Below are 23,598 nucleotides of genomic sequence, written 5' to 3'. Positions count from 1 at the left end.
CTTTCCACTTGGTTCATTGATTCGGCTCATGCCTGCATTATATATAAGTTGAATAAGATAGTATTTATAAACTTTTTTTTATAATCAGTTTTCTGATATAAAAAAAGCCGATTCAAAGATCCGGCTTTTAACTTTTTAGCTCAAAAACTATTTAATCAGCTTTATGAAGATGTACATCGGTTTGTGGATAAGGAATGCTAAGACCTTCTTTATCAAATGTCTTATACACTTCTTCATTCATTCTAAAAAACACTGCCCAATAATCCGGAGCGTTTACCCAAGCACGTACCGCGAAATTAACTGAACTGTCACCAAGTTCTTTTACAGCAAAGAAAGGTTCCGGATCTTTTAGAATCCTTTCATCAGCGTCAATTAATCTTTTTAATACTTCGTATGCCTTATCTACATCATCGCCATAACCAATTCCGAATGTCCAATCTACACGACGAGTTGGCTGTGTAGAATAATTCGTCATTGAGCTTGTAGCAAGAGGTCCGTTAGGAATAATGATCGTCTTATTATCCGGTGTTGTTAGGATAGTCACAAAAATCTGAATTTCTTTAACTGTTCCGGAGTGTCCTTGAGCTTCTATGAAATCACCTACTTTCATTGGTTTGAAGAACAAAATCATAACCCCGCCGGCAAAATTTTGAAGTGTTCCTGAAAGCGCTAAACCTACAGCCAAACCGGCTGCTCCGAGTATCGCAATAAAAGAAGTCATTTCTACACCAAGCATTCCTAATGCTGTGATGTATACCATAATTTTAAGCGTAATGGTTACTAACGTTCTAAGAAATCCCTGAAGTGATGGGTCTACATTGCTTTTATTAAGCACTTTTTTTACGAAACTGCCTATCATCTTTACTACCCAAAGCCCAAGTACTAATACTGCAATAGCTTTTAATAAATTTGGACCATATGTATAAGCAAAATCTAAGAATACATCTGTGCTAAACTCAAAATCTTCCATGTCATTATTCCTCAATAGTTAGTGATAGCTGCTTTTTGGAAAAGCATTTTAATCTATCCGCCATTCCTTTAAACCCAAATTTAGAGATAAAAAAAAAGGAAGTCTGTTACAACTTCCTAATATTATTCAATGCAGATGCTGTTATAGTGAAGCGATCATCTGCTTAACTTCATCTTTTGATTTGCCAAGCTTCTCTTGTAATCTACCATACAGTTCATCTTCTTTTCCTTCCTGAAACTTCAGATCGTCATCTGTAAGGTCAGAGTATTTTTGCTTTAATTTACCCTTTACCTGATTCCAATTTCCTTCGATCGTTAAGTCATTCATAATAATTAGCTTTGATTATCATTTCTGCTACTATTACAACTCCCAAAAGAAAGAAAATGTTCCGATTTAGTTCGGAAAGGCCTTTTTACTCCAGATCGTAAACTTCTTTCAAAATAGCTTTAGCATTGGCATCTTTACCTTGCATTGCACGATGCTGAAGGTTAGTAATGATCTCAGGAGTAGCTCTTTCGTAAGCTTCTTCTTTAGCTTCTTTTTCATTTGGCATTCGGATCAGATCATATATATCATCAGCGCGAACCACACTATAGATGTTATCACTGTTAAACGCATGTGATCTTTTCTCTTCGTATTCCTTAAAAACTCGAGAAAAATCTGTACTGTCTTCAGCTCTGGTTATCACCTCAACATCATCAGCACCTTCTGCGCTTAGTGGAGTTTTACATAGAAAAAAGTAGTTTTGCTGAAAATTCATTCTTAATTAATTCTTGAATTGTAGATTGGTTTTCGTTTTTGAATATAAACAAAGTGCATATAAATGTTTAGCAAGTTCGTGCCGATATCAGATTTCTTTTAGCACCTTGGGAATCATCATCCACTCCAGCTCGCACCCTCCCCATTGTACTTGATCCCAGCTAGCTGCATATGAATTAACACATACTAAAGCTGCTGTAGGCATGCGAATATCAGAAGATCGTTCAGAACCGATCAACGCCCCGGCTGTATCTTCCATCTTAGGATTGTGTCCTACAATCATTACACGTTCAACATCTTCATCGGCTGATTGAATAGCTTTCAAATAATCTCTCATACTTCCATAATACAAATCGCTATTCCACATGATGATACTTTCATCTTCTTTCATTCCTTCTACAGCAAGCTGAGAAGTTTCTTTAGCTCTTTGTGCGGTGGATGAAATGATAAGATCCGGAGTTCTTCCTGTCTTTCTTAGAAACTTTCCCATTCTCGGTGCATCTTTTAAACCCCTTTTGGCTAAGGGTCTGTCAAAATCATCTAGTCCGGGGTGATCCCAACTCGATTTTGCATGCCTAAGTAATAGTATCTGTTTCATGAGCTCATTGTTTATGTTGAAATTTTAGGAATAACTCCTTTTTCGCAAATAGTGTCAACGTAACCCCTCTTATAACCATAAAAGATGTCATTGCGATCCATAAAGCATGATTCCCCGCATAAGGTTTCACTAAATAATATACAGGAACGAAAAATATGATCGTAGCGATCAGCATTGAATTTCGCATAGCACCCGTTGAAGTTGCACCGATATACACTCCATCCCAAATAAAACAAATGCTATTGATCAATGGTGCAATAATTAACCAGATGGCTACTATCATAGCTGTTTCAATGACCAAAGGTTTGTCTGTGAAAATGGACAACAACTCGCGATCAAATACGGCATAAAATAATGTCCCCACAACACCGAATCCCAATCCCCATGCCATACATATCCAAATAGCTTTCCTCATTTTTTTAAAGTCCATAGCTCCAACATATTTTCCTACCAAGCTTTCTGCAGCATATGCAAAACCGTCAACTGCATAAGCACTTATATACCAAAGCTGAAGTAATATCGTATTTGAAGCCAGCCAAACATCTCCCATTTCAGCTGATGATGCGGTAAAAAAACCATATGAAAAAATAAGACACAAAGTTCTGATAAAAATATCCCTGTTCACGCTGAAGAATTTTTTCAATTCCTCAAGCTCGATCAGATCGCTCCATGAAACTTTAAGTTTTACTTTATTATATGTACTCATGTATAGAACTATTGCCAGCACAACTGCTAAATAACTGGAAAGCAAGCTTCCCCATGCAACGCCGTCAACATTCATTCCAAAATAGAACACAAAAGTCAGGTTCAATGCTATATTCAGAATATTGAGGAATATGGTTATGATCATTGGGTATCGTGCATTTTGCATTCCAAGAAACCAACCGTTTATAGCAAACAGGCTTAAAGTAGCCGGTGCCGAAAACACCCTGATCTTATAGTAAATACGAGTGTATTGCTCAACTTCAGGACTTGCATCTATAACCCATAAAGAAAATTCAATTAAAGGATATTGCAGCAGCAGTATAGCTGCCGATCCTGCCAGAGCTACCAATAGTACTCTTATCAGAATTACTTTCGTCCTGTGAATATTTTCTGCACCGTACGCTTGAGCGACCAAACCGGTAGTTCCCATTCTCAAAAAACCGAATCCCCAAAAAATAAAATCAAAGATAATACTCCCAACCGCTATCGCTCCCAAATAATAAACATGTTCTAAATGTCCAATTACAGCTGTATCCACAGCTCCCAGCAAAGGCACGGAAATATTGCTGATAATATTGGGTATGGCTAGTTGAAGTACTCTTTTATTCAAATGATTTTTGTTTTTTTACGTATTAAAAACACCTTTAATGCAAAGCAGACATTACTTAATTACAGATTTACATTTACATCCGTTACAATGGTTGCATATATATAGGTGCGAATGTATTTTTACCCTCTCAAAGTTCCAAAATTCTTTACAATTAACTGACTTTTATTTCAAATGAATATTGATACGCGCAATAAAGTTTTAAGCATCGTTTTAGGGATCGTAATTTTAGCCCTTTCCTGGTTGCTATATGATTCAATCGTTACACCATACCAAGAAGTTCTTGAACGTGAGGCTATGACTGAGCGTGTTCGCTATCATATGAGCACCGTTAAAGACGTTCTTATCCAATACGATGTGCGTCATGGAAAATATCCTCCTGCTGAAGGCGGTTTAGATTCTGTTGTTCAATTTGTCCAAACTGACTCTGCTATGATGGCAATTTCAGACAGCTTACTTTCTTATAAGGGTGAGGCTTTTGCTGCAGGTCAGCTGATTTACTCGCCTAGAGACCAACAACGTTTTATCTATTCTGTAAACGATACTATTCGTCCTCCTCTATATCTGCTTGAAGACCCAAGCGAAGATTCTGATGATGCAATTGGTAGTTTATCCAGAACCACAATGAGAAACGCTCCTAGCTGGAATTAATGAGCGAATCCACCTCAAACTTAGGTGTTTGTTTTTTTGCTGATCGTCTTTTTTATGCTCTCAACGATCCGCAAAACAGCAAGCACCTTTTTCGTATAGGCTCGTTTGACTTTAATTTTGATGTAAACCGAGCCATTACTACACGAAATGAAGAGTACTTTCCTATCCTCCAAACAACTTTTGAGCGCATTTTCAAAGAGAATAGTATTCAATCTGTTCGCGCTCTCACGCATCCGGGAGAAGAATGCTGGACAGCACTACCAAAAGTTGTATACGATAATGCCGATGAGCGAGAAGATCATCTTTCAATTTTAATGAAAGGTATTGACCGTGAGGATGTAGAACCTACATGGCATGGATTGAGCAAGTCTTCCTTTAAATTTCTTTGTTTAAGAAGAAGAGCAGTTATGCAGGGGTTCAATGACCTTACTGAAAGAATTGCAATTACTGATTTTGCCAGTGATTTTGAGATTGCACAAAAATGGTCAGCTTTTCAAAAACCCGGCGGTTCGTTTCTGATGGTAGGTTGTCACAAAAACGTGTTAACAGTGACTTCTTTTATGTTAGGCAAATTCAGAGCAGCAACTTACTTCCAGTTCGATCAAATTTCTGATGCCCCTTACCATTGGTTACAGCAAGCTACAAATTCTTCCTGGATGAATGGTTTACATGAAAACATATTTTTATTCGGACATCATACTCATGAAACTGAACAAACACTTCAAAGTTTTTGGGATCCATCTTCTGAAATAACACATTTGAATTCTTTAGAGTCTATCGGCGTTGAAGCAGAAGAAGAAACTTACGGATTTGATCTGGCAGCAGCTTTTCCGGCAATTCTGTTGAGCCTAGATTTTTAAAAACAAAACAAACCTGTAACACCATCACACTATAACACTTAATTAGTGTGATGGTGTTACGGTGTTATAGTAGTTTGCCTTATATTTACTCAAAAATTACTTCATGCGAATAATTACCGGAAAACTTAAAGGACGCCGATTTTCAATTCCAAAAGGACTGGATGTACGTCCAACTACCGATCGAACCAAAGAAAGCATCTTTAACAAGATCGTAGCCTACAAATATCTGGAGAATTCTGTGATACTGGATCTTTTTGGTGGTTCAGGAAATTTGGGTTTTGAAGCAATTTCACGCGGAGCCAAGCAGGTTACTTTCGTCGATATTAAACCGGAGAATATTAAACTGATTGAAAAAGTAGCTACTGATTTCGAGATCGAAAAGAATATCAGGACTGTGGTTTCCGATGTTCAACAATTTCTAGAAAACAGAACTATGAGCTACGATTTTATTTTTTGCGACCCACCATATTGGTATGAATGGATGGATGAAATGATCGCCGAAATTATAGATAATGATTGGCTGAACGAAGATGGATGGTTTATTCTGGAACATGATAAATATCATAATTACGAAAAGCATCCCCATCATTTCTTCAGCAAAGCTTACGGAAGAACAACCGTTAGTATTTTTGAAAAGCATCCGGTAGATTCTAAATAAACTACTTTTATGAAACACATTGCCTTATATCCCGGTTCTTTTGATCCCATCACTTTTGGACATCTAGATATTTTAGAACGTGCTACTAATCTTTTTGATAAGGTTTTGGTGACTGTAGCCGTGAATCACAGAAAGAATGCGGTTTTTTCAGGCGATGAAAGAGTCGAGCTCATTAAAGAATGCCTGAAAGGAAAAGAATGGGCAAGAAATGTGGAAGTAGATCAGTTTACAGGATTACTGGTAAATCATGCCAAGAAAGTAAAAGCCAATACACTTATCCGAGGCGTTCGGCAAATTTCTGACTTTGAGTACGAATTCCGAATGGCGCTTACCAACAAAAGATTAGCCCCTGAAGTCGACACAGTATTTCTAATGCCCGATGAACACTTCACTTTCATTTCCGCATCACTGGTAAAAGAAGTTGCTCACTGGAATGGTGATCTTTCATCCTTTGTGCCAGAACGCGTCGCTAAGGCACTGTTGGAAAAATTGAACAGTTGAATTACTCAGGACTAAAGTCCTTACTTGTTTATGTTCTTGTTTTTAGCCCGTTCATAAGCTAGGAAGGGTTTCAACCCTGACGGCACTTTCTATGTTATCTGTGATTTTAAAATTGAACTTTGTTTTTTGTTCTTGAAATAACGTTTCCCTTTTACCTAACTATTTGGGATTTTCCGCCTGCACAATAACTACACTCCAATCATCCCGCGCATGATATCCAACAGGGCACAAAACCTTCAGCCATCAGAAACTTTAAAGATCACCGGAAAAGCCAAAGAGCTAAAAAGACAAGGAAAGTCTGTAGTTTCCCTCAGTGCCGGAGAACCTGACTTTAAAACTCCGCGACATATTTGCGATGCGGCTATAAAGGCAATTAATGATGGATTCCACGGATATACTATGAATACCGGAACCCCGGAGTTACGTGAAGCAATTGTTGCAAAGCTTAAAAGAGATAATGGCTTGGATTACGATCCATCACAGATCATCTGCTCTAATGGTGCAAAACAATCGGTTGGTTTTGGTTTATTAGCCATCGTAAATAAAGGCGATGAAGTAATTATTCCTGCTCCTTTCTGGGTTTCTTATCCTGAAATGGTTCGTTTGGCAGAAGGAGAATCTGTGCTGGTAAGAACGTCTTTTGAAAATGATTTTAAATTTACACCACAGCAGCTTGAAGATTCTATCACCGATAAAACTAAAGCCATCATTCTGTGCTCACCTTCAAATCCTACCGGAGCTTGTTATTCTAAAGAAGAGCTGGAAGGTTTGGCAAACGTACTTCGTAATCACCCGGAAATTTATATTCTTTCGGATGAGATCTATGAGTACATCGTTTTTGACGGCGATCATGTCAGCATTTTAAATGTAGCGCCGGATCTTAAAGATCGTGTATTATTGGTAAACGGATTTTCAAAAGGGTTTGCAATGACCGGCTGGAGATTAGGTTACCTTGCCGCAAGTAATGAAGTTGTAAGTGCTGTGTCTAAGATTCAAAGTCAAGAAACGTCTGCGCCTTCTTCTATATCTCAAAAAGCAGCAGAAGCAGCATATAATGGCTCGTTGGATGAAGTTAAAGCCATGCGTGATCAGTTTAAAAAGCGTCGCGATTTCATGGTTAATTCATTGAATGCTATTGAAGGAGTAAGTTGCTTTTCACCCGGCGGAGCTTTTTATGTATTTCCTGATATCTCTCATTATCTGAATTCTGAAAAACCGGACGGAAACAAGATTGCATCCTCAACAGAACTCTGTATGTACTTGCTGGAAGAATTCGGATTAGCTCTGGTTCCGGGAGATGCTTTTGGCGAACCCAATGGATTGAGAATGAGTTACGCCGCTTCGATGAATGATCTTGAAGATGCAATGGAGAGATTTAAGAAAGGATTGGGGAGTTTGGGGTAGTACGATAATCCAATAAAATTTGAAACAGAATTATTAAGATTACTGGATTTGCAGGATTTACTTTGCTTAATTAAAGTAATTCTTTAATCCTGTAAATTCTGCTTCAGATTGCTATGATTAAAAATGAGCTCACTTATAAGATTATAGGTTGTGCAATGAATGTTCATAATACTATTGGTCCGGGCTTTCAGGAAGTTATATACCAGCGTTGTCTTAAAATGGAGCTAGAAGAAAGCGGATTGAATTTCGAAAGAGAGAAGAATCAAGCCATATTTTATAAAGATGTACAAGTAGGAACAAGAAGAGCAGATTTTGTAGTAGAAGAAAAAGTAATTGTTGAAATAAAAGCCGTTACAAAGCTTGAAGATGTTCATCTTGCACAAGCAAAAAACTATACCGTTGCTTATGATTTTCCTTTAGGATTATTGATTAATTTTGGAAGCAAAAGCATGGAATATAAATTGTTGTTCGATCCCAAATATCATCCAAAGTAATTCAAGCATTCTGACAATCCTTTAATCCAGATAATTCTGTTTCACCCGCCTTTATATGCCCTACAAACCTCTTAAACTTTGGTTCGATAATGAACTGGCAGAACAGCTTTCGGAAAAACTACTTTCTGTTAGATCTGATTTTAACTCAACTGCTTTCATCAAAAAAGTAGATACAGGAGTTGATGGGTTAGAACTCAAAGACAGGGTCGAGTTAATAGCCGATGAGCTAAACAACCATTTGGAAAGCGATTATCCACAACAAGTTGAAGTTTTGCTTCAAATACTTGGACCGGAAAACGATGAAGAAACCGGAATGTTTAAAGAATATTACTGGATCATGCCCATTGCAAAATTTGTAGAAAAGTATGGGTTAGATCACTTTGATATTTCCATGAGAGCCATTGAAGAGATCACCAAGAGAAATACCGGTGAATATGCCATCCGTCCCTTTATTGAAAAATATCCGGAACAAACAATGGCAAGGATGAAAACTTGGTCGATGGATTCCAATAAACACATCCGAAGGTTATCAAGTGAAGGCGGTCGACCGAGGTTGCCTTGGGCCACCAAACTTCAGATGTTTATAGACAATCCGAATCCGTTATTTCCTATTCTGGAAATCCTTAAAGATGATCCTTCAAAATACGTTCAGAAATCTGTTGCTAACTGTCTGAATGATATTTTGAAAGACAATCCTGAAGTTGCCAAAAGGATTATTGAAAAATGGAGTACAGATGCTTCAAAAGAAAGAATCTGGATCATCAAACACGCACTCCGGAATCTTCGGAAGAAGAATGATGAATGGGCTTTAAGCTTGATAAATAATTTCTGATCAATTTTTGTAAGTAATATTACGATTATTGATATTGTAGTTATGGACTCTTATAAAAAAATAATCAAAATCGATTCTTCTAAGAGATTTGGAAAACCTTGTATCCGTGATACACGAATTTCAGTTTACGATGTTTTAGCTTGGCTAGCCAAGGACATGTCGAAAGAAAAAATTATAGAGGACTTTCCGGAGCTTACAGAAGAGGATATCAAGGCATGCCTTTCTTTTGCCGCCGACCGAGAACATAATATTCGAGTTGCTTAATGAAGTTACTCTTGGACCAGAATATTTCCTATAGAGTAGCAAAAATTTTTGAGCATCCGGACCTACAATTTGTTCACGTTAATGAAGTAAGATTGCAAAATAAGCCTGACCTTGAAATATGGGAATTTGCAAAAAGAAACGCCTTTACTATTGTTACATTTGATGGTGATTTTTATGAACTGCAAACACTTAATGGATTCCCTCCGAAAATAATATGGTTGAGATTTGGTAATACAACTAGAGACCAACTTAGTACCATTTTAAAAAATCATATTGACACCATAAAAAGCTTTATAAAGTCTGAAATAGGTTGTCTTGAACTATATTAACTAAAAACTCATGGAACTAGCAGCTAAAATACTCATCGGATTTGTCGCCATTCTACACCTTTATTTTTTGTGGTTAGAAATGTTTGCCTGGACAACACGCGCAAAGAAAGTATTCACAGGATTTTCACCTGATTTCTTTGAAAAGACTAAAAATATGGCCGCCAATCAAGGACTTTATAATGGGTTTCTTGCAGCCGGCCTCATTTGGTCTTTTTTTATAGAAAACCCTTATTGGTGGGTCAATGTGGCTTTATTTTTTCTGAGCTGTGTAGCTGCCGCAGGAATCTTTGGAGCCGCTACAGTCAGCAAAAAGATATTCTTCGTACAAGGTTTGCCCGCACTTATCGGGATTCTTCTATTAATATATATTTGAGATATGAGCAAACCCGCAACAGCAAAGCTTAAATTCATAAGTCCCGTTCTTGCTTCTGCAGATGTTGATAGAGATGTTAAGTGGTATGAAGAGAAACTGGGATTTAAAAATGTGTATGACAGCTCCGCATATCAGGATGGAAAGATCGATTATGCTGTAATTGGACGAGACAATTTATACATGCATCTTCAGTTTCAATTTCCGGAAGACATGATCTCAACTGATGTGAAATTTGAAGTAGAAAATATTGAACTCTTGTATCAAGAATTGATCGACTCAGGAGTTATAAAAGAGGAACAAATACGCAGACAAACTTCCTGGAATACTTCAGAAGTCAGTTTCTTCATATTAAGCAAAAACCGCATCACCTTTCTTGAAGATCTCTGAACAGACATGAAAGAATTCCACATCCTTAATGGCGATGCTTTAAAAGATCAATTTCCTGATTCTTTAAATGGCGAGCTAATCGTAGCCAGAGAATGTTTAGTGAATGGTGATGTATCTGCGGATTCTTTGGATCAACTTTTTGAGCTAAGAGCGGAATATTTAAGTAATGCTTACGATTCAGAAAAAGGATTTTACCATAATGAAGTTATTCCCGAGTTTAAAAAAATTATTTCTTTACCTGAACATTCAGTTATCAATCTTTGGTTTGAAGATGATCTTTTTTGTCAGGTTAACTTATGGTTTGTGTCTCATTTAATTCTCAATTTCGTAACTCCTACCCAAGTCTTTCTTGTTCGCCCACATACCGATATTCAGTATGGTTTCGGCGGTTTAAACTCTGATGGTCTAGAAAACGCTTTTAGATCAAAAGTCCGGTTATCTGTTGATGAAGTGAAGCTTTTCTCTTCTCTTTGGGAGTTATATCAGGATCAAAACCATACGGAAATTTTAGAACTCGCTGTGAAACACTCTAAAGAATTTCCTTTCTTGGAAGATGCAGCACAAGCGAACCTTGAACGGTTTCCGAGTGATGGTTCACCGGGAAGGCCGGAACAAACACTTCTGGACATAATGAAAGAAACAGGTTCTGATGAATTTGGTCTTGTTTTCCGGGAGTTTCATAAAAGAGAAAGCATTTATGGTTTTGGAGATCTTCAGGTAAAGCGGTTGTTTGATCAATTGAGAAATAGCTAATAAAGAAATCTTTCTTTCAGTGTAATTCTGATTATTTTCTCCACATGAAAAGAACGCAAGCTTATACCGATGCCTTAGATCAATTTGTTCAGCTTTGGGGAGATATGGCTTCCGCTTGGGGCATCAATAAAACGATGTCACAAATTCACGCACTGCTGTATGCTGAATCACATCCGCTGGATACCGACTCTATAATGGATAAGCTTGATATAAGTCGTGGAAATGCCAATATGAATCTGCATAGATTGGTGGAATGGGAATTGATCCATAAAGTTCAAAAATCCGGAACACGCAAAGATTTTTATACTGCCGAAACCGACGTCTGGAAAATAGTATCGACAATTATACGGGAACGGCAACAAAAAGAAATCGAGCCCATCAGAGCTGAATTGAAAGAATGCATCGCTACGTTGGAATCTGGCGGGTTAAATGATGAAGAAAGCAAAGCCTTCAAACAACGCATCGAAAATTATAATGAGTTTCTGGAAATGTTTGAACGATTTACCGGAGCCCTCCTCCCATACATCAACAAAAAGAATCTCGGCTTTTTGAAACAGCTCATAAAATTAGTGGAAGTGAAAGAATCATTGATAGGAAAAAAGTCTGATGACTAAAAAAACTACCCGTGAAATTGGAAATGAAGGCGAGGAACTGGCTTGTGCTTATCTGGAAAGCAAAGGTTGGAGAATTCTGGAAAGAAATTATTTTTTCGAAAAGTCAGAAGTTGATATTATCGCTTATGATGACACCGCTATTGTGTTTATCGAGGTAAAGTTAAGATCTTCCGATAAATACGGACGACCCGAAGAATATGTCTCTGAAGTAAAAGTGGAACACGTTTTTAAAGCTGCAGAAGCCTGGATGTATGAGCGAAAAATGGACGGCTCTCCCATGCGGTTTGACGTGATCGGCATTCTACAGAAAAAAAATGAAGCCCCCGAATTTAACCACATTCAGGATGCGTTTCGATAGTTGGAAATGTACCTTTGAATATTGATTTTCCACTATGCAAACAACCCTGACTTTTTTTGAATATGTGCGAAGCATCATTACGATGATCGTATTCATGTTAATTCTGCTACTGGTTTCTTTACTCGTAACTATTTTAGTACTTCTTACCTTCGGAAAGGCTACCAACTGGATCGTTAAAACCTTTCCGAAATATATGGGGAAACCGATCTTCTTTTTACTTGGAATAGATTACCATCTTAACGATCTGAGAAAAGATACTTCCAAACCCGTCATTTTTATTTTTAACCACTGCTCAACCCTTGACATACCCGCTGTTTTGATGTTAGCACTTGAGCGCTTCCGAATTGTAATAAAGTGGGAGCTCCAATACATCCCTTTCTTTTTTATTATCGGACGATTAACAGGACAGGTTTTTATCAAACGCTCTGATAAACAACATGCCATATCTACACTTCAAAAAACGTATGACAGGCTCAGAGAGAACAATCTAAATCTGATTTTAGCTCCTGAAGGTTCGCGGAAGCACGAAGGAAAGATCGGACCTTTCAAAAAAGGAGCATTTAGAATGGCTATTGACTTGGGATATCCTATTGTCCCGATTTATTTTGATGGGAATGACAGACTAAGTAAGGGTGGATCTTTGATGGCAAAGCAAGGCGAGATCACAGCTACCATTCATCCTCAGATCGATACCTCCTCTTGGAAAATTGATACTATTGAAGAACACATTGAAGAAGTGAGAAACATGTTTTTGGATTGGGCTGGGGTTTAGTGTGATTGAGGTTATCCTTGTAGATGTTAGATAGTTCACTTACAAAACTTACCCCTGTTTATAATCCTGACGATTTTAGGAAAAGCTTCCAACTACACCGACCTTTAGAATTATTTCAACTAACTCCATCACCCCTCTTTCAGCGAAATGATGGATATCTACTACTCCGTCTGTCGGGCTTTGCACGGCTGACGGATTTTGTTCTCTATCTCATCTTAAATACTAAGGGCACATTTTTTCGTCGATGTACGTAACATTTAATGAATGACCTATTGTTACCTCGGAACCAAATATTGTAAACTAAAATAATCCCTCTCATCTGTCCATACTTTTTTCACCTCAAACCATTCAGATACCATCTCGGCAAACCCATCTAAAGTATATTTATGTGAGTTTTCAGTATGAATAGATTCTCCTTTTTGAAAGTGTATCATCTCTTCTCCTAGAACAACATCATGATCTTCTTTCACAAAAAGGTGCATCTCGATACGTCCTTTTTCTTCATTCCAGATCGACTTATGATCGAATAGATCCGTATTGAATGAAGTCCCCAATTCTTTATTCAGATGAGTAAGAATATTCTTATTGAATTCAGCGGTTACTCCCTCGGAATCGTTATATGCAGCTTCCAGAACACTGATCTCTTTTTTAAGATCTGCCCCGATCAGGAAAGCCCCGTCATCTTCAATAATGTCATGTATCACTTTTAAGAATTGTTCTACTTTTTCCATTTTGAAATTCCCAATGGTAGAGCCGGGGTAAAAAACTATTTTTCTTGCATCGGGGCTACTTTCAGGCAGCTCGAATGGCTTAGTATAATCTGCAGAAAGAGGTAAGATCTGAATATTGGGGAATTCCAATCGTAATTGTTCAGCAACTTTATACAGATAGTCGCCAGAAATATCCATTGGAATATAACAACAGATATTTTCCATATTCCCTAGCAGGATCTTCGTTTTTGAGCTGCTTCCGCTGCCGGGCTCTATCAGTAAAACTTTCTCTCCTAAATATTCTGCTATTTCATTCACATTCTCTTCCAGAATCTTTCTTTCTGTGCGAGTTGGGTAGTATTCATCCAACTCGGTTATATCGTCGAATAACTTAGAGCCTCTTTCATCATAGAAAAATTTACTCGGAAGTGTTTTTTGTTCCTGAGACAATCCTGAGATCACTTCCTCAAGCATTGAAGTTTTTTTGGATAATAGTTCTGTTTCTGTCATTGGATCTATTTTGCCAATCTTATTCCTGAGAATTGCCACCTTGCATCAGCATGAAAAAAATTGCGGTACGTTTTTCTGATATGAGAGTTTGAAGTTGCGCAAGAGCCGCCACGCAGAACGTACTGATTGGCCATAAACTTTCCGTTGTATTCACCTAGTGCTCCCGGTAACGGTTTATAGCCGGGATAAGGAGAATAACTGCTTTGGGTCCATTCCCAAACGTCTCCATACATTTGTTTTAATCCACCTTCATTATTTTTTAAAACTAAAGGATGAAAAGTATTTCCATCTACAAAATTTCCGGTTATTTCACGGTCACCACAAGCATATTCCCACTCCTGTTCAGTTGGTAGACGACATCCTTTCCATCTTGCAAAAGCATCTGCTTCATAATAGCTTATATGAGTTACAGGTTCATTAAGTGCTACTTTTCTGGCTCCTGAAAGTGTAAAATTGAACCATGATCCATCTCTGGTAAACCAATAAAGTGGCGCATTCCATTCTTCTGACTTCACTTTGCTCCACCCCTCATCCAACCAAAGTTCTGAACGTCTATATCCATCATCATTCATAAACTCAAGAAATTCATTATTCGTGATCAAGCGGTCTGCAAGTTCAAAATTCTGTATAAAAGTTCGGTGAACCGGATGTTCATTATCATAGGTGAATTCATCACCTTTATTTCCGATTTCTACGATACATTCTTCAAAAGTGATCCATTCCAGTTCTCCCGGAGTCTCTGAGTCCAGTGTTTCTCTTTCTTTGTAAATGGGAAGCAACGGGTTTTGCGCAAGTAAGTACTTTATATCAGTAAGGATCAATTCCTGATGTTGTTGCTCGTGATTTATCCCGATCTCAACTACTTTTGATGCTTCTTCCCAAATTTTGTCATCGCAATTCTGTATAAAATCTACAACTTTTTCATTTACATACTCGCGATATTCGAACACCTCTTTTACTGTAGGTCGGGATAATAGACCCCGATTAGCTCTGGAAAACGGCACTCCTGTTTGCAAGTAATATGAGTTAAAAAAATACGCGTATTGAGGATGTAAGCTTTCAAAACCCGGCTGAAACTTTTCTAAAACAAAGGTCTCAAAAAACCAACTAGTATGAGCCAAATGCCATTTAGCCGGACTTGTGTTTTCCATAGGTTGGATTACAAAGTCTTCCGTCTCTAAAGGCTCAACTATTTTGTTTGTGAAGCTTCTGACTTTCAAGTATTGAAGTTCCACATTTTCTCTCAAAAACCTGGTGTTCTTTGTCTCTGCTTTTGTAGTAATTTCACTCATAGTTCAGGGCAGTTTGGTGTCTCCTCATAATGTAGGGAATCAACACCAAAGCCAAAAAACTCATTCCTTATTCTTCTCTGTAAAAGTGAATTTTTTTTATGGATGGATCTTTTTTACTCTTGATCTTAATATTTTTAACTCTGCTGTGTTGGTAAACTGCTGTGCGCATTGAGTTTACATTTTTATCACTTGTATAAGATACCTCGAGTGCTTGCCCCCCAGGTTTCAGCTTATCGATAGCTTCAAGAAGAGGTTTAAACTTCGAATTTCTTTTCTTAGAAGAGTTTATTGCCGAACGTTTAACAAATTTAATTTCCATAATAACACGCCATTAGATAGAGAGTGCATTGTTTAATATAGTTTTTTTTTATAAAAAATCCTTTTAATGACCTCTGTCAGAGTTTAGGCAAGTTTACGATAAATTCTGATCCTTTATCTTCTTCTGAAACAACTGTAATTGTTCCGTTATGTGCCTCTACAAGATCTTTACATAACAGCAATCCCAATCCGGTACCTTTCTCAGATAAAGTCCCTCTTCTTTGCGGCCTGTTTTCTTTATCAAAAAGCTGATCTTTAATATCTGCAGTCATTCCAATTCCGGAATCCTTAATGACGATAGCTACCGAATGCCCACTTTCTTCTATGTACACATTTATCTCACCTTCTTTTTCAGAGTACTTAATTGCATTCGATATTAAGTTTCGAAAAACAGTGGACAGCATATTGACATCCCCCATAATATGTATATCAGATGTCTGTAGACTTATTGTTACTCTTTTTTTCGCTGCAGATGTTTCAAAAATGGAAATGCTGTCAGACAATAGCTGAGCAATATTTATTTTTTCTTTGTCAACACTAATTTCACCATTCTGAACCCTGATCCATTCAAGGAGATTTTCGAGCAGTTCATATGCATTCTGAGAAGAAACATGTATCAAGGACAAATTCTTTAAACTTCTTTCTATCCCTCTTTCACTCTTGTCTTCTTCCAGCTCTTCAATTAATAGATCGATCATTCCATTAATTCCAAAAAAAGCGCTCTTAAGATCATGCGCAATAATAGAATAGAGTTTATCTCTTGTTTCTGTAAGTTTGAGCATTTCTTCATTTTGAGCGATTATTCTCTTTTCATAATTAACCTGCTTGCTGATGTCTTGAAATGTACCGCTCAGCCTTACTACATTCCCATCAACTATATGTGGCTCGCCAATTGCACGCACCCACTTAAAAACTTTTTTCTCTGAAATAAACGGAAGTACAAGATCGTACTTTTCGTGATTCATAGTGGCTTTGTTGATAGCCATTGCAAGTTTATCTCTGCTTTCTCCGGGAAAATGATCCATTCCCTCTTCCAGTATTAGTTCTGATCCTATTTCTTTGTCATGAATCCGGTACACTTCATCTGTCCAGAAAATCTCTCCGGTTATTAAATCAAACTCCCAGCCACCAACATGTGCCATTTCCTGAGCATTCTCGAACATCAACTCCAGTTTCTTTCTGGCTGTTACATCTCTTGAAATTGATTGCAGGCCTATTGGTTTGTCATCAAGATCCTTAACGGTTGAAACGGAACTTTCGAACCAGATATATTCACCTTTTTTATTCCGAATTCTGTATCCGGCATTAGTTACAACCCCATTCTTTTCTAATTCTTTTCGGGAATCTTCCATTAACATTTTCAGATCTTCTTTATGGATCAGGTCAGCATGATTTTTTCCCAGTAGCTCCTCATAAGTAAAGCCTAAAATATTCTCTACGGATGGCGATATGAATGTATACACCCCTTCCAAATCATGTAAACAGATCAGATCAGCACTATTTTTAGAGATCAGTTCAAGTCGGTCATTCTTTTCTTTTAAAGCTTTGACCGTTCTTGCTCTCTTAATTGTAGCTGCAACCCATTCACTCAAAAGCTTAATCAATGTATAATCTGACGGAACAAACCCCCCTTCTTTTGGATTTGGGCTCGAAAAATTTATAGTTCCGTATAATTCTCCATCAATGATTATTGGAATCCCGATATAGGCTTCCAGAGAAAAAGCATTGTAGCAAGGGTGACGCTCATATGCTGATTCCTTCATATGATTGATCGCAATCACATCATCACTTTCCAGCGTTATACTGCAGTAGGTATTTCCCAGATCGAAAGTTTGTCCCACAGAGAGCCCTGAATCTTCCGGAAAGAAATTTCTGATTGAATACGTTTCCGACTCTTTAGAAATGGAACTGATAATACCTATTTCCATCCCCAGTAACTTCGTAGTTAATTCAAGTGCATTATCAAGTTGCTCGTTTAAGTCTTTTTTGGACTGAGACGTGATCTGATACAGAAGCTGAAGTCGCTTCTCTGTTTCCCCAAAACCTATAGAACTGTTATTAGATCTCAAACTGATTTCTGAGCAGGATTAATGATTGTGCTACATTACTTTAATTTAGTCATAATTACTATATCAACCATTAATGTTTTTATAGCATGTTTGGTTTCATTGGAGAAAGAAGAGCTACTAACTAACCTTGCTATAAAACAAAAAAAGCCACATTGTTTCGAAATCAATGTGGCTTTTGGAATTTGGTGTTTGTTATTTAAAACAAGTGGTGGGCGATGAGGGACTCGAACCCCCGACCCCCTCGGTGTAAACGAGGTGCTCTAAACCAACTGAGCTAATCGCCCTAACAAGGGCGACAAATATATGAACATTTACAATGCAGACAAAGAAATATTTCAACAAATATTGATTATTTGGTTAACACTGTTAACTTATGGCTGAAAGCTGAAATAAATCCAACTATTTTGAAAGATTATCCTTTTACTGCAGTGCTGGTTGACGGAATCAGAACTCCCTTTTTAAAATCCGGTACAGATTACAACGATCTTATGGCTTATGACCTCGGACGTTATGCCATTCAAGGACTATTAGCACGTAATGCTGTTGATCCTTCGAGCATCGACCGGGTCATTATGGGAAATGTCATCCAGGAAGTTCGTACCAGTAATGTGGCCAGAGAAAGTGCTTTAGGTGCAGGCATCCCCAACACAGTCCCAGCGTTTACAATAGCATTGGCTTGTATTTCTTCCAATCAAGCTGTTGCCAGTGGAGTTGACCTGATAAGATCAGGACAAGCCAAGATCATTTTAGCCGGAGGAACGGAAACGATGTCAGACATTCCGGTTCGATTTAAGAAAAAATTTCGCCAAAAAGTGCTGGAAGCACGAAAGTATAAATCTCCTTTAGATTTTCTAAAATTCTTAAAAGGACTTCGTCCCAAAGACCTTCTCCCTGAATTACCTGCTATTGCAGAATTTTCTACCGGAGAAACTATGGGCAAAAGTGCAGACCGAATGGCAGCAAGGTTTGGGGTCTCGCGGAAGGATCAGGATGAATTTGCAATGCGCTCACATCATTTAGCAGCAAAAGCTACTCAGGAAGGTCTGCTGGATGATGAAATCTTCCCCGTAAAAGTACCACCAAAATTTTCTGTTGTTAACAATGACAATGGATTTCGTTCAGACACTTCAATTGAAAAACTGGCAAAGTTAAGACCTGCTTTTATAAAACCTCACGGAACTATTACAGCCGGAAATGCTTCTTTTTTAACGGATGGGGCTTCTGCATCTTTTATAATGGAAGAACAAACGGCATTATCCTTAGGTCTAAAACCAAAAGCGTATTTGAGAGAATATAATTTTGTATCTCAGGATCCTAAAGATGAATTGCTACTTGGTCCTGCATATGCAACGCCAAAAGTGTTGGATAAAATGAATCTTAAACTTGAAGATATTGACGTTTTTGAAATTCATGAAGCCTTTGCCGGGCAGGTTCTTGCCGTATTGGCTGCTTTGGATTCTGAGAAATTTACTAAAGAGTCTTTAAACAGAGACTCCAAAGTTGGACAGATTCCAATGGATAAAATTAACACCATGGGCGGTTCTCTTTCATTAGGACATCCTTTTGGTGCTACCGGAGTAAGACTTGTTACAACTGCTGCTAATCGCCTTCATCTTGAAGGGGGAAGATACGCCTTGGTTACTGCTTGCGCCGCAGGTGGACAAGGACATGCGATAATCCTTGAGAGATATCAAGGATAAATGACAATGATCAATTTTTCAAATTACAAGAAATTAGTACCTGAGCTTTTCTTTACATAGAAGGGATTCAGCAATAGGTTTTATATACATTCTAATATCTACTTATGAGTTACTTAAACATCACAAAAAAAGAAAACGTCGCTATTATAACTCTTGATCAACCGGGAGAAAAAGTAAACACATTGAATGAAGCGATGATGGATCAGTTTGCAAGCTTTCTGGATGATCTAGATTCTGATCCCTCTCTAAAAGGTGCTGTCCTCATCAGCGGAAAGGAAAATAACTTTATTGCCGGTGCTGATATAGAAATGTTCAAAGCCCGGGAAACAGCTGAAGAAATAGAGCAATTAAGCCTGGACGGACATAAGATATTAAACAGAGTTGAGAGCTCTTCAAAACCAATAGTGGTGGCAATACACGGAAGTTGTATGGGAGGCGGCCTAGAGCTTTCTTTGGCCTGTCATTATCGAATTGCCTCCGGACATTCCAAAACTATTATGGCATTGCCTGAAGTGAAACTGGGTATTCTGCCCGGAACGGGAGGAACTCAACGTCTACCGAGATTGATCGGGATTCAGAAATCACTGAATTATATGTTAACCGGAAAAAATATTTATGGGCGTCAAGCTTATAAAATGGGATTAGTAGATGAGCTTGTTCACAAAGACGCTCTGGAAGAAGCTGCCATAAAAGCTGTTCATAGTGTTTCATCAGGCAAATTTGAGCGAACAGATAAAAGAACTTCTATGGAAAAGATGATCGAGGGTAATGGCCTCGGACGTAAGATCGTTTTTTCGCAGGCTCTTAAACAAACACTCGCTCAAACAAAAGGAAATTACCCTGCTCCTGAAAAGATCTTAGATGCTGTTGAATATGGCTACAAGCACGGCAAAGAAAAAGGTTTACTAAATGAAGCTAAACTCTTTGGTGAACTGGGAGCAACTCAGGAATCCAGAGCTTTGGTGAATCTGTTTTTTGCAATGAACAACGCCAAGAAAAACCCTCAAAAAGATCTGGTAAAACCTGTTAACAAGATCGGTGTTCTTGGAGCAGGACTAATGGGGTCGGGAATTGCTGATGTAAGTATTAACAAGGGTAAATACTCCGTACTACTAAAAGATCGTGATCTAGAATCCGCAGCAAAAGGCGAACAAGGCATCTGGGAAGATCTGAATAAAAAATCGGAAAAAAGGATCATCACTAAGTTTGAAAGAGATGAAATTGCCAGCCGGGTTACCGGTGTAGATTCATATGCCGGTTTCGATGGATTGAACCTTGTTATAGAAGCTGTGTTTGAAGATCTGAACCTCAAGCATAAAATCATAAAAGAAGTGGAAGAAGTGACTTCTGATGATACAATTTTTGCTTCTAATACTTCTTCGCTTCCTATTTCTGAAATCGCTAAAGCATCATCACATCCGAAAAACGTTATCGGCATGCACTATTTCTCTCCGGTGCAGAAGATGCCCCTACTGGAGATCATTACTACTGAACAAACTGCTGATTGGGTTACTGCCACTGCTTATGAAGTAGGCGTAAAGCAGGGAAAGACCGTAATCGTTGTAAATGACGGTCCCGGATTTTATACCACCAGAATATTAGCTCCATTTATGAATGAAGCTTTGCTTTTGCTTGAAGAAGGAGCATCCATTGAATTTCTGGACAAAGCTATGAAACAGTTTGGATACCCCGTTGGCCCAATGGCTCTTTTAGATGAAGTTGGATTTGATGTAGGCGCTCATGTTGGAGAAACTATGAAGCCAATGTTTGATAAAAGAGGAGCAAGATCTTCAGAAAAAGCTCAGGAGCTCGTTGATGAAGGTTATTTGGGTCGCAAGAATAAAAAAGGGATGTATTCATATTCAGGCGGAAAGAAAAAAGAAGTGAATACCGGAATCTATAAATACTTCGGTGGTACAAACAGAACAAAACCTGATATGGAAACTGCTCAGTTCCGAATGGCATTGACCATGATCAATGAAGCTGCATATTGTCTGGAAGAAGGAATTCTTAAATCAGCAACTGATGGGGATCTTGGAGCAATTTTAGGCTTAGGATTCCCTCCATTCCTTGGCGGTCCTTTCAGGTACATTGATCGTTTAGGAGCCGATGTGATTGTCAAAAAACTAAATGGCTTTGCTGAAGAATTTGGTCCAAGATTCAAACCAGCATCAATTTTAATGGATAAAGCTAAAAAAGGAGAAACTTTTCATAAAGACTGATCTCTCAATTTCCCTCTAGATATTGATAATATCTGAAGTCTCTTCTTGTATATTTTCTTCTCTCCGGAATCCATCTGGCAGATAACCCATTGTGTGAAAAGAAATTAAAACAGAATTCTTACTTGAATTCTGTTTCCTAATCTGATATTGTCCTGATTAATAAATTCACTTTATGATGAAAACCATTCTTACCGTTCTATCTGTTTCACTTTTGTTTCTTTCATGTACTGTAAATAAAGAAAAGAATTTTCAGGTCACTACTTTCGAAATTCCTGACATAAGTATCCGGGCAATCGAAGCTATTGATAAAAACACCATGTGGTTTGCAGGGTCAAATGGTCAGGTTGGATTCACTAAAACTGAAGGTGTAAGTTTTGAGATTGACACGATTAGCTATGATACCTTAAAGCCCGAGTTTCGATCCATCGCTGTAACAGATAGTGCCGTTTTCGTCCTGAGTATAGCTTCACCCGCCTTGTTATATAAAAGTACAGATGAAGGGAAAAATTGGAAATTGGTTTATAAGGAAGATGATCCTTCAGCATTCTACAATGCTATGGCTATTTCCAAAAACGGTTTTGGTGTGGCTGTAGGTGATCCTATTGATGAATGCCTTTCTGTAATAATTACCGAAAATAGTGGTGATAACTGGAGGAAAATTTCCTGTGACTCTCTTCCCATCGTAGTAAATGGAGAAGCGGGATTTGCAGCAAGTAACTCAAATGTGAATATTATCGGAGATAACGTTTGGCTGGTTTCAGGCGGAACAAGAGCACGGGTTTTTCATAGTGAAAATAAAGGAGAAACCTGGAGAGTGTATAATACTCCCATTGTTCAGGGAGGTCAAATGACGGGAATTTTCTCAAGCCACTTTTATGATTCAAAAAATGGGATAATAGTCGGTGGAGACTGGAATCAGAAAGATAAAAACACAGAGAACAAAGCCATTACATCTGACGGTGGAAGAACATGGACTCTAACGGCAGAAGGTGAAGGGCCCTCGTATCGATCATCAGTAAGATATATTCCCGGTAGTAATGGACAGGAACTTGTAGCGGTTGGAACTCCGGGTATATCATATTCAAAAGACGGAGGACTAAGCTGGAAGAAAGTCAGTGAAGAGTCTTTTTATACTGTTCGTTTTACCAAAGATGGAAAGGCTGCTTGGCTTGCAGGCTCAGGAAAGATTGGGAAATTGGAACTGACTGATCAGTAGTAAATTCTAATCACAATTCTTCGGTTTAAAGCTCTGTTTTCAACTATATCGTTTCCGGTTTCATCTACATGAGGGACGATAGGCTTTGTATCCGCATAACCCGATGCTTTAATTCTTTCAGGCTCAATACCTTCCTGGATAAAATACTTCACAACTCCGGATGCTCTTGCAACAGACAGTTCCCAATTTGATGGATAAACAGGAGTATTGATCGGGACATTGTCAGTGTGCCCTTCCACATCTACTTTAAATTTATAGTAGCCCAGATCATTCATTGCCTGAGTTACTTTATCAATGATTTGTTGTCCTGTAGGCAGCAGATTAGCTTCTCCTGAGTTATAAAATGAGCTTGAATTGAAAAATAATTTTATTCCTTCCCGGTCTAAAGTAATATCAACCAGTTCAGCCTCTCTTTCCTCTGCAAGTTTTTCGTCAAGGTCTTTTTTAACCTCAGCCAGAGGAGTCTGAACATTCTCCTGTTTATTTATTTCAGATCTTAGACCCTGCTTCATTTGCTCCCATAAGTTTAGATCTACATATGACACTGCAATTAATACAGCGAAAAATGCTAATAATAACGTAATCATATCACTGTACGTTAATAGCCATTCCTGATCTTCCTCATGGGTATCTAATTCAGTTTTTCTATGGAGGTTCTTAAAATCCAACAGA

The 23,598-nt window shown here is 38.1% G+C and carries 28 protein-coding genes and 1 tRNA gene; 18 read left to right on the top strand and 11 right to left on the bottom strand.

The window, feature by feature from the left end:
• Positions 1-151: 151 nt before the first annotated feature.
• The 5 genes from A8B79_RS04460 to A8B79_RS04440 all read right to left on the bottom strand — a co-directional run bounded on the left by A8B79_RS04460 (position 152) and on the right by A8B79_RS04440 (position 3,642).
• Positions 152-970: a mechanosensitive ion channel family protein gene (locus tag A8B79_RS04460; RefSeq protein WP_066218546.1), complete on the bottom strand. Its 819-nt coding sequence runs from the start codon at positions 968-970 to the stop codon at positions 152-154.
• A gap of 141 nt (positions 971-1,111) precedes the next feature.
• On the bottom strand, positions 1,112-1,297 hold the full coding sequence (locus A8B79_RS04455; RefSeq protein WP_066218542.1) for a CsbD family protein: 186 nt from the start codon (positions 1,295-1,297) through the stop codon (positions 1,112-1,114).
• A gap of 85 nt (positions 1,298-1,382) precedes the next feature.
• Positions 1,383-1,730 (bottom strand): hypothetical protein, encoded by a 348-nt coding sequence (locus A8B79_RS04450; protein ID WP_066218539.1) that lies wholly within the window; start codon positions 1,728-1,730, stop codon positions 1,383-1,385.
• A gap of 87 nt (positions 1,731-1,817) precedes the next feature.
• Entirely contained in the window at positions 1,818-2,327 is a 510-nt protein-coding gene (locus tag A8B79_RS04445) for a SixA phosphatase family protein (RefSeq protein WP_066218536.1), read from the bottom strand.
• 4 nt (positions 2,328-2,331) lie between these two features.
• Positions 2,332-3,642 carry an MATE family efflux transporter gene (locus A8B79_RS04440; protein ID WP_066218533.1) on the bottom strand — a complete coding sequence of 437 codons (1,311 nt, stop codon included), beginning with the start codon at positions 3,640-3,642 and terminating at the stop codon, positions 2,332-2,334.
• Positions 3,643-3,813: 171 nt separating this feature from the next.
• Between A8B79_RS04440 and A8B79_RS04435 the strand changes: the two genes are divergently transcribed.
• The 15 genes from A8B79_RS04435 to A8B79_RS04365 all read left to right on the top strand — a co-directional run bounded on the left by A8B79_RS04435 (position 3,814) and on the right by A8B79_RS04365 (position 12,889).
• Positions 3,814-4,290, top strand: coding sequence for a hypothetical protein (locus A8B79_RS04435; RefSeq protein ID WP_066218530.1), 477 nt, complete (start codon positions 3,814-3,816; stop codon positions 4,288-4,290).
• Positions 4,290-5,150 (top strand): hypothetical protein, encoded by an 861-nt coding sequence (locus tag A8B79_RS04430; RefSeq protein WP_066218527.1) that lies wholly within the window; start codon positions 4,290-4,292, stop codon positions 5,148-5,150. The genes A8B79_RS04435 and A8B79_RS04430 overlap by 1 nt, the downstream gene beginning before the upstream one ends.
• A 103-nt stretch (positions 5,151-5,253) precedes the next feature.
• Positions 5,254-5,808, top strand: a complete 555-nt coding sequence (gene rsmD, locus A8B79_RS04425; RefSeq protein WP_066218524.1) for a 16S rRNA (guanine(966)-N(2))-methyltransferase RsmD — start codon at positions 5,254-5,256, stop codon at positions 5,806-5,808.
• A gap of 9 nt (positions 5,809-5,817) precedes the next feature.
• Positions 5,818-6,309 carry a pantetheine-phosphate adenylyltransferase gene (gene coaD / locus A8B79_RS04420; protein WP_066218521.1) on the top strand — a complete coding sequence of 164 codons (492 nt, stop codon included), beginning with the start codon at positions 5,818-5,820 and terminating at the stop codon, positions 6,307-6,309.
• Positions 6,310-6,519: 210 nt separating this feature from the next.
• Positions 6,520-7,713: a pyridoxal phosphate-dependent aminotransferase gene (locus A8B79_RS04415; protein WP_066218518.1), complete on the top strand. Its 1,194-nt coding sequence runs from the start codon at positions 6,520-6,522 to the stop codon at positions 7,711-7,713.
• Between the two features lie 113 nt (positions 7,714-7,826).
• The gene (locus tag A8B79_RS04410; RefSeq protein WP_066218516.1) at positions 7,827-8,207 is read left to right on the top strand and encodes a GxxExxY protein; all 381 of its coding nucleotides are present in this window, start codon (positions 7,827-7,829) and stop codon (positions 8,205-8,207) included.
• A 55-nt stretch (positions 8,208-8,262) separates the two neighbouring features.
• Positions 8,263-9,039: a DNA alkylation repair protein gene (locus A8B79_RS04405; protein WP_066218511.1), complete on the top strand. Its 777-nt coding sequence runs from the start codon at positions 8,263-8,265 to the stop codon at positions 9,037-9,039.
• A gap of 42 nt (positions 9,040-9,081) precedes the next feature.
• On the top strand, positions 9,082-9,303 hold the full coding sequence (locus tag A8B79_RS04400; protein ID WP_066218508.1) for a DUF433 domain-containing protein: 222 nt from the start codon (positions 9,082-9,084) through the stop codon (positions 9,301-9,303).
• The gene (locus A8B79_RS04395) at positions 9,303-9,632 is read left to right on the top strand and encodes a DUF5615 family PIN-like protein (RefSeq protein ID WP_066218506.1); all 330 of its coding nucleotides are present in this window, start codon (positions 9,303-9,305) and stop codon (positions 9,630-9,632) included. The genes A8B79_RS04400 and A8B79_RS04395 overlap by 1 nt, the downstream gene beginning before the upstream one ends.
• 10 nt (positions 9,633-9,642) lie before the next feature.
• Positions 9,643-10,005, top strand: coding sequence for a DUF1304 domain-containing protein (locus tag A8B79_RS04390; RefSeq protein ID WP_066218504.1), 363 nt, complete (start codon positions 9,643-9,645; stop codon positions 10,003-10,005).
• A gap of 3 nt (positions 10,006-10,008) precedes the next feature.
• Positions 10,009-10,392, top strand: coding sequence for a hypothetical protein (locus tag A8B79_RS04385; RefSeq protein ID WP_066218501.1), 384 nt, complete (start codon positions 10,009-10,011; stop codon positions 10,390-10,392).
• Between the two features lie 6 nt (positions 10,393-10,398).
• On the top strand, positions 10,399-11,145 hold the full coding sequence (locus A8B79_RS04380) for a DUF1835 domain-containing protein (protein ID WP_066218498.1): 747 nt from the start codon (positions 10,399-10,401) through the stop codon (positions 11,143-11,145).
• A gap of 44 nt (positions 11,146-11,189) precedes the next feature.
• A complete protein-coding gene (locus A8B79_RS04375) occupies positions 11,190-11,759 on the top strand; it encodes a GbsR/MarR family transcriptional regulator (protein WP_066218495.1) in 570 nt (189 codons plus the stop codon).
• Entirely contained in the window at positions 11,752-12,117 is a 366-nt protein-coding gene (locus A8B79_RS04370) for a YraN family protein (protein WP_066218491.1), read from the top strand. The genes A8B79_RS04375 and A8B79_RS04370 overlap by 8 nt, the downstream gene beginning before the upstream one ends.
• A gap of 34 nt (positions 12,118-12,151) precedes the next feature.
• Positions 12,152-12,889 (top strand): lysophospholipid acyltransferase family protein, encoded by a 738-nt coding sequence (locus A8B79_RS04365; protein ID WP_066218489.1) that lies wholly within the window; start codon positions 12,152-12,154, stop codon positions 12,887-12,889.
• A gap of 275 nt (positions 12,890-13,164) precedes the next feature.
• On the opposite strand, the gene egtD is transcribed toward A8B79_RS04365, so the two are convergent.
• The 5 genes from egtD to A8B79_RS04335 form a co-directional block, all read right to left on the bottom strand.
• Entirely contained in the window at positions 13,165-14,109 is a 945-nt protein-coding gene (gene egtD / locus A8B79_RS04360; protein WP_066218486.1) for an L-histidine N(alpha)-methyltransferase, read from the bottom strand.
• A gap of 5 nt (positions 14,110-14,114) precedes the next feature.
• The gene (gene egtB, locus A8B79_RS04355; protein WP_066218483.1) at positions 14,115-15,401 is read right to left on the bottom strand and encodes an ergothioneine biosynthesis protein EgtB; all 1,287 of its coding nucleotides are present in this window, start codon (positions 15,399-15,401) and stop codon (positions 14,115-14,117) included.
• 67 nt (positions 15,402-15,468) lie between these two features.
• Positions 15,469-15,720 carry a hypothetical protein gene (locus A8B79_RS04350; protein WP_066218480.1) on the bottom strand — a complete coding sequence of 84 codons (252 nt, stop codon included), beginning with the start codon at positions 15,718-15,720 and terminating at the stop codon, positions 15,469-15,471.
• 76 nt (positions 15,721-15,796) lie between these two features.
• The gene (locus tag A8B79_RS04345; protein ID WP_066218477.1) at positions 15,797-17,788 is read right to left on the bottom strand and encodes a sensor histidine kinase; all 1,992 of its coding nucleotides are present in this window, start codon (positions 17,786-17,788) and stop codon (positions 15,797-15,799) included.
• Between the two features lie 206 nt (positions 17,789-17,994).
• A tRNA-Val gene (locus A8B79_RS04335) sits at positions 17,995-18,072 on the bottom strand.
• Positions 18,073-18,141: 69 nt separating this feature from the next.
• On the opposite strand from A8B79_RS04335, the gene A8B79_RS04330 reads away from it, so the two are divergent.
• From A8B79_RS04330 to A8B79_RS04320, 3 genes are all read left to right on the top strand, one after another.
• Complete coding sequence (locus tag A8B79_RS04330; protein ID WP_235603563.1) at positions 18,142-19,488, top strand: thiolase family protein; 1,347 nt, start codon at positions 18,142-18,144, stop codon at positions 19,486-19,488.
• A gap of 104 nt (positions 19,489-19,592) precedes the next feature.
• Positions 19,593-21,710, top strand: a complete 2,118-nt coding sequence (gene fadJ / locus A8B79_RS04325) for a fatty acid oxidation complex subunit alpha FadJ (protein WP_066218472.1) — start codon at positions 19,593-19,595, stop codon at positions 21,708-21,710.
• A gap of 172 nt (positions 21,711-21,882) precedes the next feature.
• Positions 21,883-22,926, top strand: coding sequence for a WD40/YVTN/BNR-like repeat-containing protein (locus A8B79_RS04320; protein ID WP_235603560.1), 1,044 nt, complete (start codon positions 21,883-21,885; stop codon positions 22,924-22,926).
• Here the strand turns inward: A8B79_RS04320 and A8B79_RS04315 are convergent.
• Positions 22,920-23,594, bottom strand: coding sequence for an OmpA/MotB family protein (locus A8B79_RS04315; RefSeq protein ID WP_066218469.1), 675 nt, complete (start codon positions 23,592-23,594; stop codon positions 22,920-22,922). The genes A8B79_RS04320 and A8B79_RS04315 overlap by 7 nt on opposite strands.
• Positions 23,595-23,598: the final 4 nt, after the last annotated feature.

Source organism: Balneola sp. EhC07 (assembly GCF_001650905.1).
Lineage (GTDB): Bacteria > Bacteroidota > Rhodothermia > Balneolales > Balneolaceae > Balneola.
The sequence above is the reverse complement of the archived record's forward strand: the minus strand, read 5'-3'. Positions and strand labels throughout refer to the sequence as shown.

Coding starts and splice junctions, on each gene's coding strand:
- A8B79_RS04460 (WP_066218546.1), bottom strand. CDS start 970: ATGGAAGATTTTGAGTTTAGCACAGATGTATTCTTAGATTTTGCTTAT.
- A8B79_RS04455 (WP_066218542.1), bottom strand. CDS start 1,297: ATGAATGACTTAACGATCGAAGGAAATTGGAATCAGGTAAAGGGTAAA.
- A8B79_RS04450 (WP_066218539.1), bottom strand. CDS start 1,730: ATGAATTTTCAGCAAAACTACTTTTTTCTATGTAAAACTCCACTAAGC.
- A8B79_RS04445 (WP_066218536.1), bottom strand. CDS start 2,327: ATGAAACAGATACTATTACTTAGGCATGCAAAATCGAGTTGGGATCAC.
- A8B79_RS04435 (WP_066218530.1), top strand. CDS start 3,814: ATGAATATTGATACGCGCAATAAAGTTTTAAGCATCGTTTTAGGGATC.
- A8B79_RS04430 (WP_066218527.1), top strand. CDS start 4,290: ATGAGCGAATCCACCTCAAACTTAGGTGTTTGTTTTTTTGCTGATCGT.
- rsmD (WP_066218524.1), top strand. CDS start 5,254: ATGCGAATAATTACCGGAAAACTTAAAGGACGCCGATTTTCAATTCCA.
- coaD (WP_066218521.1), top strand. CDS start 5,818: ATGAAACACATTGCCTTATATCCCGGTTCTTTTGATCCCATCACTTTT.
- A8B79_RS04415 (WP_066218518.1), top strand. CDS start 6,520: ATGATATCCAACAGGGCACAAAACCTTCAGCCATCAGAAACTTTAAAG.
- A8B79_RS04410 (WP_066218516.1), top strand. CDS start 7,827: ATGATTAAAAATGAGCTCACTTATAAGATTATAGGTTGTGCAATGAAT.
- A8B79_RS04405 (WP_066218511.1), top strand. CDS start 8,263: ATGCCCTACAAACCTCTTAAACTTTGGTTCGATAATGAACTGGCAGAA.
- A8B79_RS04400 (WP_066218508.1), top strand. CDS start 9,082: ATGGACTCTTATAAAAAAATAATCAAAATCGATTCTTCTAAGAGATTT.
- A8B79_RS04395 (WP_066218506.1), top strand. CDS start 9,303: ATGAAGTTACTCTTGGACCAGAATATTTCCTATAGAGTAGCAAAAATT.
- A8B79_RS04390 (WP_066218504.1), top strand. CDS start 9,643: ATGGAACTAGCAGCTAAAATACTCATCGGATTTGTCGCCATTCTACAC.
- A8B79_RS04385 (WP_066218501.1), top strand. CDS start 10,009: ATGAGCAAACCCGCAACAGCAAAGCTTAAATTCATAAGTCCCGTTCTT.
- A8B79_RS04380 (WP_066218498.1), top strand. CDS start 10,399: ATGAAAGAATTCCACATCCTTAATGGCGATGCTTTAAAAGATCAATTT.
- A8B79_RS04375 (WP_066218495.1), top strand. CDS start 11,190: ATGAAAAGAACGCAAGCTTATACCGATGCCTTAGATCAATTTGTTCAG.
- A8B79_RS04370 (WP_066218491.1), top strand. CDS start 11,752: ATGACTAAAAAAACTACCCGTGAAATTGGAAATGAAGGCGAGGAACTG.
- A8B79_RS04365 (WP_066218489.1), top strand. CDS start 12,152: ATGCAAACAACCCTGACTTTTTTTGAATATGTGCGAAGCATCATTACG.
- egtD (WP_066218486.1), bottom strand. CDS start 14,109: ATGACAGAAACAGAACTATTATCCAAAAAAACTTCAATGCTTGAGGAA.
- egtB (WP_066218483.1), bottom strand. CDS start 15,401: ATGAGTGAAATTACTACAAAAGCAGAGACAAAGAACACCAGGTTTTTG.
- A8B79_RS04350 (WP_066218480.1), bottom strand. CDS start 15,720: ATGGAAATTAAATTTGTTAAACGTTCGGCAATAAACTCTTCTAAGAAA.
- fadJ (WP_066218472.1), top strand. CDS start 19,593: ATGAGTTACTTAAACATCACAAAAAAAGAAAACGTCGCTATTATAACT.
- A8B79_RS04320 (WP_235603560.1), top strand. CDS start 21,883: ATGATGAAAACCATTCTTACCGTTCTATCTGTTTCACTTTTGTTTCTT.